General features: G+C 66.7%; 11 protein-coding genes. 4 read left to right on the top strand and 7 right to left on the bottom strand.

Features of this window, described 5'->3' with window-relative positions; translation table 11 throughout:
• The first annotated feature begins 3 nt into the window (after window positions 1–3).
• Window positions 4–831, top strand: a complete 828-nt coding sequence (locus RW112_RS01510; protein WP_317780110.1) for an alpha/beta fold hydrolase — start codon at window positions 4–6, stop codon at window positions 829–831.
• A 27-nt stretch (window positions 832–858) separates the two neighbouring features.
• On the opposite strand, the gene RW112_RS01515 is transcribed toward RW112_RS01510, so the two are convergent.
• Complete coding sequence (locus RW112_RS01515) at window positions 859–1,575, bottom strand: TetR/AcrR family transcriptional regulator C-terminal domain-containing protein (protein WP_317780111.1); 717 nt, start codon at window positions 1,573–1,575, stop codon at window positions 859–861.
• A gap of 180 nt (window positions 1,576–1,755) precedes the next feature.
• Between RW112_RS01515 and RW112_RS01520 the strand changes: the two genes are divergently transcribed.
• Together RW112_RS01520 and RW112_RS01525 are read left to right on the top strand one after the other, a co-directional pair.
• Window positions 1,756–2,898 carry a glycosyltransferase gene (locus RW112_RS01520; RefSeq protein ID WP_317780112.1) on the top strand — a complete coding sequence of 381 codons (1,143 nt, stop codon included), beginning with the start codon at window positions 1,756–1,758 and terminating at the stop codon, window positions 2,896–2,898.
• 82 nt (window positions 2,899–2,980) lie between these two features.
• Entirely contained in the window at window positions 2,981–4,324 is a 1,344-nt protein-coding gene (locus RW112_RS01525; protein WP_317780113.1) for an MFS transporter, read from the top strand.
• A 142-nt stretch (window positions 4,325–4,466) separates the two neighbouring features.
• Here RW112_RS01525 and RW112_RS01530 read toward each other — a convergent pair whose 3' ends face one another.
• The 3 genes from RW112_RS01530 to RW112_RS01540 all read right to left on the bottom strand — a co-directional run bounded on the left by RW112_RS01530 (window position 4,467) and on the right by RW112_RS01540 (window position 8,034).
• Window positions 4,467–5,801 (bottom strand): MFS transporter, encoded by a 1,335-nt coding sequence (locus RW112_RS01530; protein ID WP_317780114.1) that lies wholly within the window; start codon window positions 5,799–5,801, stop codon window positions 4,467–4,469.
• A gap of 186 nt (window positions 5,802–5,987) precedes the next feature.
• Entirely contained in the window at window positions 5,988–7,442 is a 1,455-nt protein-coding gene (gene hpaB / locus RW112_RS01535) for a 4-hydroxyphenylacetate 3-monooxygenase, oxygenase component (RefSeq protein WP_317780115.1), read from the bottom strand.
• Between the two features lie 55 nt (window positions 7,443–7,497).
• The gene (locus tag RW112_RS01540; protein ID WP_317780116.1) at window positions 7,498–8,034 is read right to left on the bottom strand and encodes a flavin reductase family protein; all 537 of its coding nucleotides are present in this window, start codon (window positions 8,032–8,034) and stop codon (window positions 7,498–7,500) included.
• Window positions 8,035–8,199: 165 nt separating this feature from the next.
• Between RW112_RS01540 and RW112_RS01545 the strand changes: the two genes are divergently transcribed.
• On the top strand, window positions 8,200–8,934 hold the full coding sequence (locus tag RW112_RS01545; RefSeq protein WP_317780117.1) for an IclR family transcriptional regulator: 735 nt from the start codon (window positions 8,200–8,202) through the stop codon (window positions 8,932–8,934).
• Between the two features lie 8 nt (window positions 8,935–8,942).
• Here the strand turns inward: RW112_RS01545 and RW112_RS01550 are convergent, their stop codons facing one another.
• From RW112_RS01550 to RW112_RS01560, 3 genes are all read right to left on the bottom strand, one after another.
• Entirely contained in the window at window positions 8,943–10,319 is a 1,377-nt protein-coding gene (locus RW112_RS01550) for an MFS transporter (protein WP_317780118.1), read from the bottom strand.
• 112 nt (window positions 10,320–10,431) lie between these two features.
• Complete coding sequence (locus RW112_RS01555; protein WP_317780119.1) at window positions 10,432–13,518, bottom strand: SMC family ATPase; 3,087 nt, start codon at window positions 13,516–13,518, stop codon at window positions 10,432–10,434.
• Window positions 13,515–14,687, bottom strand: coding sequence for an exonuclease SbcCD subunit D (locus RW112_RS01560; RefSeq protein WP_317780120.1), 1,173 nt, complete (start codon window positions 14,685–14,687; stop codon window positions 13,515–13,517). The genes RW112_RS01555 and RW112_RS01560 overlap by 4 nt, the downstream gene beginning before the upstream one ends.
• Between the last annotated feature and the right edge of the window lie 38 nt (window positions 14,688–14,725).

A 14,725-nucleotide genomic window follows, 5' to 3' on the forward strand; every position in this document is an offset into this window, starting at 1 on the left:
ACCATGAGCGGCAGGCACACCGGCGAGCAGCACCACCACACCGTGGAGGGCACCGACCCCCAGCTTTACGTGGAGGTGCACGAGCCGGAGTCGGACGCCGGCCTACGGCCCGTCCTGCTGCTGCACGGATTTTCCTCGTCCACCAAACTCAACTGGCAGGACACCGGCTGGCTCGCCGCCCTGCTGGAGGCCGGCCGCCGCGTCATCACCGTGGACCTGCCCGGCCACGGCCGCAGCGGAGCCCCGGAAGACATGGACTCGTACAGCCCCAGCAGGATCCGCGCGGACCTCCTGCAAGTGGCGTTCGACGCCGGCGTCCGTCCTCTGCGGGACGGCGACCCTGCCAGCGGGCTCGACGTGATCGGCTACTCCCTCGGGTCCCGGCTCGCCTGGGAATTCGGTGCCACCCAGCCTGAACTGGTTCACCGGCTGGTGCTCGGCGGCCCCAACGTCGCGGACCCGCTGGCGGCCTTTGACCTGGTGGCGGCGCAGCGCTACCTGGCTGACGGCACGCCCATCGCGGACGAATCCACAGCCGGCCTGTTGAAGATGGCGCAGGGGTTGCCCAGCAACAATGTCTTCGCGCTGTTGTCGCTCGTGGAAGCGATCAAGGGAGAACCCTTCGATCCGGCGGAAGCCATCCCCCACATGCCCATGCTGCTTGTGGCCGGAGAGAAGGACGACCGCGCCGCAACCATGCCCGAGCTCGCCGAACTGGGCGCAAAATCAGGGGCGCTCGTGGAGCAGCTGCTGATTCCCGGCCGGAACCACAGCAATGTGATCACCAGCAGGGCGTTCAAGCAGGCGGCAACGGAGTTCCTGAGCGTCTAGGAGTTCCTGACCCTCCCGGGGACGCAGTCACGCAGGTGGCCGGACCGCGGGGATCGGAAGGCCCGCGCCTGCCAGATAGTTGGTGATGACCCTGGTAAACACTTCTTCCGGCCTCTCGGGGTCGTGCTGTCCGGTGAGTGCGCCGGCCAGCAGCGGGTATTTCCCTGACTGGACCACTTCAAAGAGGTAGTCCAGGCGCACATTCGCCCCGCCGGGACCCGTCCCGTAGTTGGCGGCTGATGCAAGCTCATTCTGCACGAATGCGGAAGTGATGGCCGTCAGCATGGCCACGGTCTGCAGCTTGGTGGGCCCGGGCATGTCCACCGTCCTCAGCGCGGACAAAGCATGCTCCAGATATCCGAGACCGTTGGGGCCCAATGAGGGTCGCGTCAGCAGCAGCGGAGCCAGCCACGGGTGCCGGTGCATGATGTCCCGGCCCTGCCGTGCCAGGTTCAGCAACTGGACCGCTGGTGGCGCACCCGAGGAGTCGAGGTCGTATTCGCCACCGACCGTGTCAACAATAAGCTCGATGAGCTCGTCGTGGGATTTCAGATACCGGTACAGGGACGCTGCCCCGGCCCCGACGCCGGCGGCCACGCGCCGGATGGACACCGCCGCCAAGCCGTCCCGGTCGGCGATATCGATCGCCGCCGCCGCAATCCCCGTGCGCGAGTGTTCAGGTTTCGGTCCCACGCCCGAACGCTCCGGCCGCCGCCACAAGTCAATGGGGTCATGGGTGGGCATGCCTGTACCGCCTTTCGTTCGACCGCTTGGGATAGTTCCGCGCCCATTTCACTATATACTCGATTGCGAACGGTGATCGCAATCAATCGGAGTGAGGATGGCATGCGAGTACTCATGGTTACGCCGGGGACTCGAGGCGATGTCGCCCCGATGTCCGGGCTCGGCAGCAGACTTCGAACCTTGGGGTTTGACGTCGCAATCGCGGCGAATGCCGCCCATGCCCCGCTGGTCACCGCTGCGGGGTGTGAGCACCGCGAGTTGCCCGGCGACATGAGCCACCTTGTCAACCCCGCCGCGCCCGGGAAGAAGGCCACGGGCGCGGATCTGCGCAGGTACATGCGCGAACTCGGTGACTACATGGACCTGGCCGCGACGGGTACGCTCGCCGCGGCCGAGGCTGGCACCGACGTGATCCTGGCCAATGCGATCGCCCCGTATGCCTACGACGTTGCCGAGGCCCTCGGCGTCCCGGCGATCGGCGCCCATCTGCAGCCGACCGAACCCAGCACCGCCTACCCGCCTGTGCTTCTTGGGACCGGCCGCAGCCTGGGGCCGGCCGGAAACAAGCTGCTCGGTTCACTGATATCCGCGGCAAAGGCACCCTACGACGCCCCGAGCGCCCGAATCCGCCAGGTGCTCGGCCTGCCCAAAAAGGCCCGGTCTGCGTCCGAACGCACCCGAAGGAAAACCAACCGCCCCATTCTCCACGGCATGAGCCCCGCCGTATTTCCGCGCCCGGCGGACTGGCGATCCGGACTCAGCATGACCGGCTACTGGTGGCCGGAAGCCGAGCCGGGCTGGCAGCCTCCTGCGGAGCTGGTCGACTTCATCGCCGACGGACCGCCCCCGGTCTTCATCGGCTTTGGTAGCAGCGCGGCACTGGACGCGGATTTCCTGCTCTCGGCCGCGCGCCGCGCGGGGGTGCGCGCGGTGCTCCAAGGCGTAGATGGTGTCTCGGGGACCAATGCCATCAGTATCGGCGCCGTTCCGCACGAGTGGCTGTTCCCGCAGATGGCAGCGGTGGTACACCACGCCGGAGCGGGGACCGCCGCCGCGGGGCTCCGCGCCGGTGTGCCGACGGTCAGCGTCCCGATCTATACGGACCAACCGTTCTGGGCCGCGCGGATCACGGCCCTCGGCGCGGGCCCGCATCCGGTCCCGTACAAGGAACTCACCACCGAACGGCTGGCCGAGGCCATCACGCAGGCCACCACGGCGCCGGCCTACACCGCGCGTGCACGCCAACTCGCGGCAGCCCTCGCATCCGAAGACGGAACCGCGCCTGTCGTTGCAGCGCTCCGATCCGCTTCAAAGCCGATCTAGCGTTTCCAACGGAAGTGGCGCACCGCCGGGGACCCGAATCGCCGTCGATATCCTGTAAGCCAAACAATTGATGGGGGAATAGGTGGGAGTCACTTCCGACAGCCCGGTTGCTTCGGCACCGAAGCTTCGTCGATATCCGCCATTTGTACGGTTCTGGCTGGCCTCCACGGTGTCCGATTTTGGCACCTATATAACTTCCGTGGCCCTGTCCGTCCTGATTCTGGTGACGATGAACGGAACAGCACTTGACCAGGGCCTGGTCAATGCCGCGCGGTGGGCACCGTACCTGCTTTTCGGTCTTGTGGCGGGAGTGTGGATTGACCGGCTTCCCCGCCGGACAGTCCTTATCGGCGGGGACCTTGGCCGCGGCCTGATACTGGCTGGCGTGGCCTTGGCGTCGGCAGCTGGCGTACTTTCCGTTCCGGCCCTGGTGATCCTGATATTTGCCTTTGGAACACTCGCGCTGACAAGTGACGCCGCGCATCAGAGCCTCCTCCCGCAGCTGGTCCCCAGAACCTTACTGACCAAGGCCAACGCTCGGCTGCAGCAAAGCGATACCGTGGCACAAACCACTGGAGGTGCAGTAGCCGGCGGTCTGGTCACACTGGTGACAGCTCCTTTTGCTTTGTTACTGGATGCCGCCTCGTATTTCCTCTCAGCAGCGGTCCTCCATACTCTGGAGCGGCCATCCCAGGCTCCAGTTCACAGCGGACAGCGGCTTCACCGGAAGGTCGCGGAGGGTCTTCGCTGGGTCTACAGGCATCCTTACCTGACGCCCCTGGCGTGCAGCACCCACATCTGGTTTGTCGGCTCATCCATCCTCGGGACCGTCCTACCGGCTGTGATTCTGAACGATCTTGGTATGGGTGCCGTCGGTCTCGGCCTGGTCATGGGGTGTGCCGGGATCGGGGCTGTCATCGGCACGACAGTTTCCACCCGACTGGGCCACCGGTGGGGTACGGGCCGGACAATGGTTATGGCACGTATAGCCCAGCCGGTCGCGATTGCGTTGGTGGCCCTCGCGCCGGTCGTCGCTGGTGGGCCACGCACCGGAGAATCGTATGCCTCTCCGCTGCAATGGACCGGGGACATATGGGTCGCTATCGCGTTAGTGGGCACAGGGCAGTTGTTCTTCGGCGCGGCCATGGGCGTTGAAGGCCCGCTGGAAATGGGGTACTGCCAAGCGGTCACCCCGGACGGCCTCATCGCCCGGATGAGTGCCACGATGCGTTCAGTGAACCGCGGAATGATCGTCATCGGCGCCCCGCTGGGCGGGCTTTTAGCCACAACGGCGGGGGCCGGCACCGCGCTCTGGGCTTCCTTCGCAGTTCTACTGTTGGCCTCCATTGTGCTCCTTTGTTCCAAGTTCAGAAGCGCGCGGATCGAGGATCAACAACTAACCGACGACGAAGCACTCACGCGCTGAAACGGCGGCCGGGCGAACGGCGCTGAGAGTCCGACAGAACGACGGCGGTGGAAAAGCGTCCAGGCACCAGAAAGGCGGGCACGGACCGAAGTGGTCCGCGCCCGCCGTCGAGCCTGTCAGGAAAGCTGCAGCCAGCCCGCCATTAGTGGTGGCTGCTGACGCCCAGCGGGCGGCCCTTGGTCTCCTTGGCCAGGACAACGCCCACAGCCGAGATGACGCACAGTGCCATGATGTAGATGCCGATGGAGCCGGTCCACTTGGTGCTCTGCAGCAGCGCCTCGGCGATGGTGGCCGCGAACGCACCACCCAGGATGGCACCGAATGCGTAGCCGATGGAAATGCCCGAGTAGCGGACGTTGGCGGGGAACATCTCGGCGTACATGGCGGACATCGGGCCGTAGGACAGTCCGAGGCCGATGGTGAGTACGAAGAGGGCCAGGCCGTAGAGCATGATGTTCTTGGTGTCGATCAGGGCGAACATCGGGATCATCCAGGCGAAGACGATGCCGTAGCCGATGAGGAACGTCTTGACCCGGCCGATCTTGTCGGAGAGCCAGCCTCCCACCAGCGTGAAAATCAGCCATCCGAAGGAAGCAAGTGTCGTGGCCAGCAGGATCTGCGCGACCGGCATCTTCAGCGACTTGGTGGCGTAGGAGATGAAGAACGCGATCAGGAGGTAGCCCGCAGCGTTGTTGCCGATGAAGATCATGGTGGAGTACAGCACGGACTTCTTGTGGAACTTGATCAGCTGGCCGAGGGGTGCCTTGGCCTTCTCTTTGCGCTCGATCATTTCCTGGAACACCGGGCTCTCAGCCACGGCGCGGCGGATCAGGTAACCCACCACAATCAGCAGGATGGAAAGCAGGAACGGTACGCGCCAGCCCCACGCAGCAAAGTCTTCCTTGGACATGCCGGTGTTGAGGAAGTACAGCAGGCCCGTGGCCAGGATCATGCCGACGGGAACGCCGATCTGCGGGTAGGCGCCGAACAGGCCCCGCTTGCTCTTGGGAGCGTGCTCCACGGCCATCAGGGCTGCGCCGCCCCATTCGCCGCCGGCGGAGAAGCCCTGGATGATGCGGAGCGTGATCAGGAGGATCGGAGCCCAGACGCCGATGTCCTTGTAGGTCGGCAGCATGCCGATCAGGGCAGTGGCCGCGCCCATCATGACGAGGGTGAAGACCAGCATGGCCTTGCGGCCCAGGCGGTCGCCCAGGTGGCCGGCGATGATGGCACCCAGCGGACGGAACAGGAAGCTGATGCCAATCAGCGCGAAGGACAGGATCTGCGCCAGGCCGGGGTTGGAATCGTTCAGCGGGGCAAGGAACAGCGGGGACAGCAGCGTTGCGGTCAGCTGGGCGAAGATGAAGAAGTCGTACCACTCGATGGTGGTGCCGACCAGCGTCCCTGCGAGGACTTTGCGTTCCTCATGCTTGCTGCTGGGACCCGCCTCTGAATCGACGTGTGAAGTTGCGGTCATTGGAACTCCGTGGCTGTGGGCAGTACCGGGAAAAGCTACTGCCGAATGTGGATTGACGTTGAACGAATTACCGATCGAACGGTCAGTTGGTATGAGGATACTCGAATGTGTGACAAAGCGCACTAAATCTTTGGATCGCGTTCCGTTGCCTCGTGGGCGGCGGCCGGACCCGGGCCGGCGGGACGGTCAGTCCATCCGGTTCAGGAATTCGCGCACCCTCGCCCGGACCGGTTCGCGGTCATAGCTGTTGACGAGGGCACCGGCCATCCGGACGGGATCACCGAAGAAGAAGTATTCATAGAGGGACTGCCTGCCCGAGAACCCCGAAATGGAGGCATCAAAGGCCAGCTTGAAGAGGCGCACGCGCTCCGGGCCGGTCAGGGTTTTTCCCTGCAGGTACATGTCAATGTCCGTCCTGGCCCCGCTGTTGACGTCAGCCTCCCCCGGGAGCGCCATCAATCCGGAGGCGGAGAACTTCCGGATGATCTGCGGGAAGCGCTGGGCAATCTTGGGGTACCAGTTCCTGGCGGCATTCAGCGTGGTCCACTTGGGCAGCATCACACCCGCCTCGTTGAGGCCGGCGTCAGCTTCCGAGGCGCGGACCAGCGCCTTGCCGATCTCGACGTCGATAATCAGCTCCGCAATATCCTCCTGGATGTGCTGGAAACCGTCGATCCCGATGGACTCCGCCAGTTCGGAGGCCAGGCCCAGGAAGAACTCGCTCTTGGCGATGGTCCGGGTGACCACCTGGTGCGTCATGAGGGCCCCCGCGCCCGTGTCCGCGTAGAAGCTGTTGCAGAGTTCCGGGTGGCCGAGCATGAAAATCCGCTCGCTCGGCACGAACACGTTGTCGAAGATGGCCACCGCATCCATCTCCTCGTAGCGCGACGCCAGGGGTTCGTCATGGGTACTGCCGCCGTTGTACAGCGACGTGCGGCAGAGGTATCTCAGGCCCGGAGCATCATTGGGGATGGCAAACGCATACGAATACGGAGCGTCATCAGGGGTGCCACGCAGCACGGTGGAAGGGAACACCAGGAGTTCATCGGCAATGGGGGCGATGGTGGCCAGCATGCGGGCACCGCTGATCACGATGCCGTCCGGCCGCTCCTCGACGATGTGCGCCGACAGCTGTCCGCCCATTTGTTCAGAGCCTGACACGGAGCGGTTGACCTGCGGCGGAATGAGCGTGTGCGTGGCCAGGACGTCATTCTCCCGGGCCCACTCGTAGTAGTTGCGGACGTTATCGGCGAACCTGGGATCGGCCTGCGAGAACCATTTTTCGGCGGTACTGAGCGCGGTCAGGGAGGAGTTCATGTAGTCACCCGAGCGGCCCAGGAAGCCGTTGGAGGATTCGGCCCACGTGGAGATTGCCCGGCGCCGGCGCTGCAGGTCCTCGATGGTCCTCGGAACCAGGAAGGACGCGTTGACCAGGTCTCCGGTGGACGGCGAGGTGTACGTCAGCGCATCCTGGTACGCAGGGTCGTGCTGCATGTCGAAGAGCTTCGCGTAGGACCTGGCCACATTGCGGAACGCAGGGTGCTCCGCAATTTTTTGGCTGACCACTTCCCCGTCGATCACCACGTGCGGCGTCATGCCGTTGAGCTTGTCCAGGTACTGCTGTCCGGTTCGGATTCCCATTTTTGTTTCTCCAGTCATCGTTGAGCTGCAGTGGGTTTGCTCGGCTGCGGGCGGGCTACAGGAGGTCCTCCATGCCCAGCAAGCTCTCCGGAATGGTGGTGTAGGCGCCGTTGGCAAACGCCAGGGCGTCGCCGCTGCGGTAGTCGAAGTCCACCACCTCCCCGAGATACAGGGTGTGGTCCCCGCCGTCGTATTCGGCCCAGGGCGTGCACGCGAAGTACGCCAGGACGCCGGAGAGGCGCGGCGCCGTTGCACCTTCCACCCACCGGGGTTCCGGCCCTGGACGGCCGGCGAAATGCGTTGCCAGGTGCCGCTGTTCCGCCCCGAGGATGTTCACCGCGAATGGCCGGCCGGAGAGCTCATCGTGCGCCCTGGCGGTCCGGGCGATGCTGACCAGGACCAGCGGCGGCTCCATGGACACGGACGTGAAGGAATTAACGGTGATGCCGTGGCGCCTGGCGGCTCCGTCGAACGTCACGATGGCGACGCCGGTGGCAAACCTGCCGAGGCTCCCGCGGAAGTGGCGGGCCCTCGGCGCCGACGTCCGGCCGGTCACTGCGGGAGCTGCTCCCGAGCGGGGCTTGGCAATCATCGTTGATCCCTTGGATTGGCTTCTCTAGTCGACCGGAGGAGGATGCTCTATGGTGAAATTCTATAATTGAACATATAGTTCTCATATGGAACGCTAGCCGAAAGTGGGGTGCAACACAAGACCCCGCAGGCGGAGCGCCACTGATCCCGGCCTAGGATGGACAGCATGACTCAGACCGCCGGCGCCGGCGCACCGGCCGCCACCGCCCAGGCTTCCCCGTCTCAGACGCTCTCGCGCGGAATCCGTGCGCTGGAAATCCTGGCGGAAGCCGAGCATCCGCTCACCATCGCGGAACTTGCGGACGCCATGGGCGTCCACCGTTCCGTGGCATATCGGATACTCCGCACCCTGGAGGATCACTCGCTGCTGGTCCGGGACGACTCCGGCAGGGTCCAGCCCGGTCCCGGCCTGGCCGTTCTGGCACGCGGGGTTTCACGTAATCTGCAGTCGGCGGCCCTCCCGGAACTTACGCAGCTTGCCAACTCCCTGAACATGACGGCCTTCGTCGCCGTGTGGGACCACCAGGACTGCATCACCCTGGTGAGCGTGGAGCCCAGGCACTCAGCGGCGACTGTGGTCCAGCACCCCGGCTCACGGCATCCGATCAGCGCCGGAGCGCCGGGCATCGCCATCCAGTCTGCGCTCACGGAACAGGAATGGAACGCGCTAACTCCGGACATCCCTTACCGGGCCGTGGCGGCAGAGGCCAGGAAACGCGGTTACGCGGCGAGCCACGACGAAGTCATTGCAGGGGTTTCATCGCTGGCGGCCCCCATCAACGTGCCGGGCGGCCGGCCGGCCTCGATCGCCGTCGTCTATATCCGCTCAACGCAGGACCCGGCGGAAGTGGCGGCGGCCCTGACCTCAAGTGCCGCCCGCATCGAGAAGCAGCTGCTGTAAGGCGCCGGTCAGCGGCTGCCGGCGTCGGTACGCTTGCGGCGCGTTGCGCCGTTCCGCAGCACGACGGCGGCGGCCGCCCCCAGCACGAACAGCGCCGCTGCCGAGCAGACCGGCACCATAAAAGCCGCGGAATACCCATGGTGCTGCGCCAACTGCCCGGCGACGGAGGAACCCAGGGCGGTGCCGGCGACGATGCCGCTGGCGAGGGCCGTCATGACGGTTCCCAGGCGCCCGGCAGGGGCAATTGCCCCGCCGATGGCGAACACGGTGACCATCAGCGGGCCCACCGGCAGTCCCAGGACCAGCAGGACCAGCACCATGGGGAGCGCTGACGCCGGCAGCAACAAGAGCACCGCCAGGCCGGCCATCAGCACAGCGCTCACCATCCAGCGTGCCCATAGGGCAAAGCTCCGCGGCCAGTAGGCGACGCTCAGTGCGGCCGCGGCGGAGCTCAGTCCCATCACGGCGTACAGCAACCCGGCAATTTCCGCGGTGGCGAAGCTGGCTGAGAAGGAGCTCAGGCCGGTCTGGGTGGAACCAAAGAATGTTCCCATGCACACCATGGCCAGGAAGGGCAGCGCCACGGCAGCCATGCCGGTGCCCCCTGCACCCCTCGGGGAGCCCATCGGGCCGGCGTCAGCGACGGCGCGCCGGCGCACCCTCAAAGGTACGGCCAGGTGGGTGCGGTGCACGGCGAACGCTGGAACCAGGGTGAGCGTCAGGGCCGCGGCGAGGGCCAGCGGGAGCCAGGGCGTGATCAGGCTTGCCAGGATGCCCACCAGCGCAGGGCCGAGCACGAAGGTCAGCTCATCCGCGGTGCTTTCGTAGGACAGTGCCGCGTCCAGATCGCGTGCAGTTCCCGCTTTCCCGGCCCCGGAAGTCAACGCCATCCAGCGGACACGGGCCAGCGGGCCCACCTGGGGGCAGCTCGCGCCGGCCACGAACGCCGCGGCGAACACGGGCACAGCGGCGGCAAGGTCCTGGGCTGCAGGAACGAGATACGCCGTGAGGATCAGGGCCACCACGGCGGCGGTGTTGAAGATGGCGGCGAACAGCAGCACCGGTCGCTGGCCGAGCCGGTCCGCCCACGCGCCGAGGACCGGTGCTCCCAGCGCCGTGCCGATGCCCACGGCCCCCGCTGCTGCTCCGCCGACGGCGTACGAACCGGTCACGGCCGTGACGAGAGTCAGGGCGCCCACGGTCAGCATGGCCAGCGGAAGCCGGGCGAAGAGCCCCAGCGGAATAAAGCCTTTGCCGGCCAGGAGGGGCAGCCTGGCGTAGCGGCCGCCTGTGCCTGATGGATGGACGGGATTGGCAGTGTGTGCGGCTGTGGTTGCGGCAGCGGAGGGTGCGGCGGATGCCTGCGAAGAGGTTGAGGTGCTCATAATTCCGGGTTCACTCAAAGGTGCGCATCGTCCCTCCTCCCGATGCGCGCGACCCGGTAACTGTTCAATTGTAGCCGAGGCTCCGTGCGTTGGGCCGGGCCCAGTCCGGGAATCAGGCCGGGACGTCGTCCGAAATGTGGAGGGTGGAGCCGTTCCGCCCCTTGACCACCTGAAGCTGGGTGCTGATGCGCTGCTTCATTTCCTGCACATGGCTCACCAGGCCCACCACGCGGCCGCCGTCCCGAAGCCCTTCCAGGGCATCCATCACCTGTTCAAGTGCCTGCTCGTCGAGGCTGCCGAAGCCCTCGTCCACGAAGAGCGTCTCGATGTCGACTCCGCCGGACTCCTGCTGCACCACGTCCGCGAGGCCCAGCGCCAGGGCCAGCGAGGCCATGAATGATTCGCCGCCGGACAGCGTGGCCGTATCCCTGCGGTGGCCCGTCCACTGGTCCACAACTTCCAGGCCGAGGCCGGACTTGGCTCCGCGCGCGGCTTTGGCATCCGTGTGCTGCAGGGTGTAGCGGCCATCGCTCATGCCGACGAGCCGTTCCGAGGCAGCGATGGCCACCTGCTCAAGCCTGGCCGCGAGCACGTAGCTGTTCAGGCTCATGCGGTAGGTGTTGTCGCCGGCGCCCCGGGCGGCGTCAGCCACCGCGGTGAGCAGCGCCGCGCGTTCCCGGGGGGCCTGGCCCGAAGCCGCGAGCCGGGCGTACTCCCCCGCGATCCGGCGGACCGTCAGTACCGACTTCTCCGCGAGTCCCGCCGCGACAACGGCCTGCCTGGCGAGCCGTTCGGCGGCGGCATCCTCGGCCCGGAGCTGGTCGAGGACAGCGGCCTGCACCGGGCCGTCCGCTTCAAGCTCGCGGGCGGCCCGGGCGAGTTCCTCGCTGGCAAAGAGCTCACCCACACGGGCGGCTTCATCCTGGCCGGCCCGGATCGCGGCTTCGAGAATGGCTGCATCCGGGTCCGGAAGAAGGACGGACCGCGCCGCCGCAGCAGATTCGAACCCGGACGCCGGAAGCGCCTGGTCCAGCTGCTGGCGGGCGTCTTTGCTCCGCAGTTCGGCCTGTTCGAGGGTGGTCCGGGCGGCGTCCGTCCGTTCCAGGAGCGCCGTGGATTTCTTGAGGGAGGTGAGCCGGTGGCCAAGCGTGGAGTAGCCCGCCCGGAGTTTGCGCAGCGCACCCTCCAAGGCAGCCGCCTGTTCCTGGACCTCCGCGAGCGTGGACTCCGTCTTCGCAATGCTGGAGTCGGTGGCTGCCTGCGTGGACTCGGCGGCTGTGATGTGTTCGTCCAGTTCCGACTGGCGCGCACGGCTGAGAGCGAGGTCCGCGGCAGCCCGGAGTGCCTTGTCCGCTCGTTCCTTCGCCCGGGCGGCGTCCGCGCGGGCTTCCTCCGGCGGGGTGTCGCCGCCCTGAGCCGCCAAAACGGCAATATGCTGCCGGGCTTCGGCTAGTTCCTTCTCCAGCGCCGCAAGGACCGCCTCTGCTGCCTCACAGTCTTCCTGGGCGGCCCGCTCCGCTTCAACGACGGCCAGTGCGGCAGTGGCCGCCGGTGCCGGAGAGGGGTGCCCGGGGCTGCCGCACACGGGGCAGGGCTCGTCCGGCCGGAGCTGGGAAGCGAGCTCAGCAGCGGCGTTGGCGAGCCGTTCCTCCCTCAGGTCCAGCCACCGCTGGCGATGGTTCTGGTGGTGGCCCCTGGCCACCAAGTGCCGTTCGGCAACGCCCGAGCTGACCCGCGCCGCTGTGGCGTAGCGGCCGACGACGGCGACCAGTTCCTCCGCCGCTGCGGCCTCTTTGGTCCGCAGCCGGGCTTCGGCGGCGAGTTCTTCGAGGGGCTTCACGCCCGCAAGCAGTCCGGCCGCCTCCGCGCGCAGTGCATCAAGGGCGGCTGCACCGGCCCGCTTCGTCTCATTCAGCTGATCGAGCGTTTGCCCAAGGTCGGTGCGGCGGGCCACCAGCCCGGCGAGTCCGGCCTCGTCCGGCAGCCGTTCCTCGAGTACCGCGCGGAGGGACCGCAGGCGGCTCAGCTCGCTGCGCAGGACTCCTGCGTCGAAAGATGGCTCGCCCGTGCTGCCGCTGCCTTGACGGCCGCCGGCCGCCCCGTTGCTGGCAGACAGGGCGGCAAGCTCGGGGTCCAGAAGTACCGCCGCGTGAAGTTCACTGGCTGCCGCGGCCATGGCACGGGCGGCCCGTCCTTCGGCGTCCTCCGCTTTGTCGACGGCCTGCAGCTGGCCGCCGAGTACTTCGGCCTTGCGGTGCAGGCCAAGCTGCCGGGCCTTGTCCCGGAGTGCGGGCGCCGCAGCCTCGGCAGCTGATCGCCGCAGTTCCGCCGCGGCGAGCTTCGCCTGCCGGGCCGCACGCGCCGCGGCTGCCTCGAGTCGGTGTGCCGCCTCATCCCGCCCTGCTGCCGCCTGGTCTGCCTCGTCCTGCAACATCCCGGCCCTCGCCGCTGCGGTCTCCTGCAGCCGGTTCAGGAGGTCGTCGGGGTCATCGGGCAGTGGCGGGGCGTCCGGCACGTCCTGTTCCGGAGGTATCGCCTCGGACCGCGCCTGCGCCAGCAGAAGGTCCAGCTGGTTGTTGAGGCCGGCCACCTCCGTACGGGCATCCGCGGCCCGCCGGGCGAGTTCCTGTTCAACGGCCTCGAACCGCTGCGTGCCAAAGAGGCTTTGAAGCAGTTCCAGCCGATCGGCGGGCTTGGAGCGGAGGAAAGCAGCGAAGTCGCCCTGGGGCAGCATGACGACCCGCGTGAACTGGTCGCGGTCCATGCCCAGCACTGAACTGATTTCCGCTCCGGCTTCATCGTTCCGCCCGGACTTTTCGATCCATTGCCCGTTAACGCGTTCCCGCAGGAGGGTATTGGCCTTCTGCTCGGTGAAACCGTTCCTGCCCCTGGCGCTGGGTCTGTTCCATGCCGGGATCCGGGAGACTTCGAAGTGCCGCCCCTTGGCGGAAAACTCGCAGGTCACGCGGGGTTCAGCGGCGGCCTCGGCGTGGTCGCTGCGGAGGCGCTTGCCGTCCTGGCGTGCGCCGGGCACTGAGCCGTAGAGGGCGAAGCAGATGGCATCCAGCACGCTCGTCTTACCGGCGCCGGTGGCGCCGTTGAGCAGGAACAGCCCATGGGCGCTGAGCCGGTCAAAGTCGATGTGTTCAGTGCCGGCGAAGGGGCCGAACGCGGAAATTTCGAGCCGGTGGATCCTCATTGTGACATCTCTTCCAGGCGCACGGCTTCGAGGGCGTCCCGTAAGACAACCGCTTCGGCATCGTCAGTGGTGCGGCCGCGAACGTGCTCCAGGAAACCGCAGCAGATGGACAGGTCGTCCTCGGCCTCGGCGAGCCTGCTGCTGTAGCTGGTCCCGACATCAGGGGCGGCGCCTTCCGGTTCGAAGCCCAGCACCAGCGTGTCCGGAAAGCGTGCACGCAGTTTGTCCATGGCCTGGGCTGGGCGCTGGCGGTCCGTCAGGGTGATCTGGCAATAGGCGGCCTCAGCCCAGGCGAATTCTTCGGCTGCAAGGAGGTGATCCAGCGTGCCCCGCAGCACGGCCAGGGCCCGCGGAGCCTTCCAGTGGATTTCCCTGACCTCAGTGATGCCCGTGGTGTCCGCTTCGACCAGCCAGCCGCCTTTCCGGTGTTTGGCTTCGGAGAAGGAATAAGCCAGGGGCGATCCGGAGTAGCGGACGGCTGGTGACAGCGCCTGCCTGCCGTGCAGGTGGCCCAGCGCGGTGTAGCTGAAGCCGTCAAAGAGGTCCAGCGGGACGGCGCCGACACCACCGATGCTCAGGTCCCGTTCACTGTCCGAGCTGATCCCGCCGCTCGCGAAAGTATGCGCGAGCACCACGGAATGCACCGCCCTGTCCTTGGCCCGGGCGCCGACATCGGCACGGATCCTGTCCGTGGCCGCGCGTGTCACTTCGAAGTGGCTGGCAGGTTCAACGCCCAGCTGCTCCGCGACGAGCCGGGGCTCAAGCCACGGAATGCCGTAGATGGCCAGCACCGGGCCGTCCGCCGTCGCGTCCAGCGGAAGCAGCACCGGCACGTCCAGTTCGGCGAGCCGCGTGCGCAGGTGCACTCCCCCGCGTTCGAGCAGCCTTGAGGCGAAGCCGAGTCGGATGGCGGAGTCGTGGTTTCCGCTGGTGAGGACCACCTGCGCTCCCGCGTCCGTCAGGCGGACCAGGGCATCGTCCAGCAGCCGGACCACGTCAACGCCGGGGAGGGCGCGATCGTAGACATCGCCGGCAATCAGGACGACGTCCACCTTCTCCGCACGGACGAATTCGACCAGCTGGTCAATGAAGTCCTGCTGGGCATCCAGCATGCCGACGCCGTGGAACGACCTGCCCAGGTGCCAATCGGAAGTGTGCAATAACCGCATGTTCTTAAGTTATCCGCGGGTACCGACAGTTTTGCGGG

This window comes from Arthrobacter sp. B10-11 (genome assembly GCF_033142195.1).
GTDB classification, from domain to species: domain Bacteria; phylum Actinomycetota; class Actinomycetes; order Actinomycetales; family Micrococcaceae; genus Arthrobacter; species Arthrobacter oryzae_C.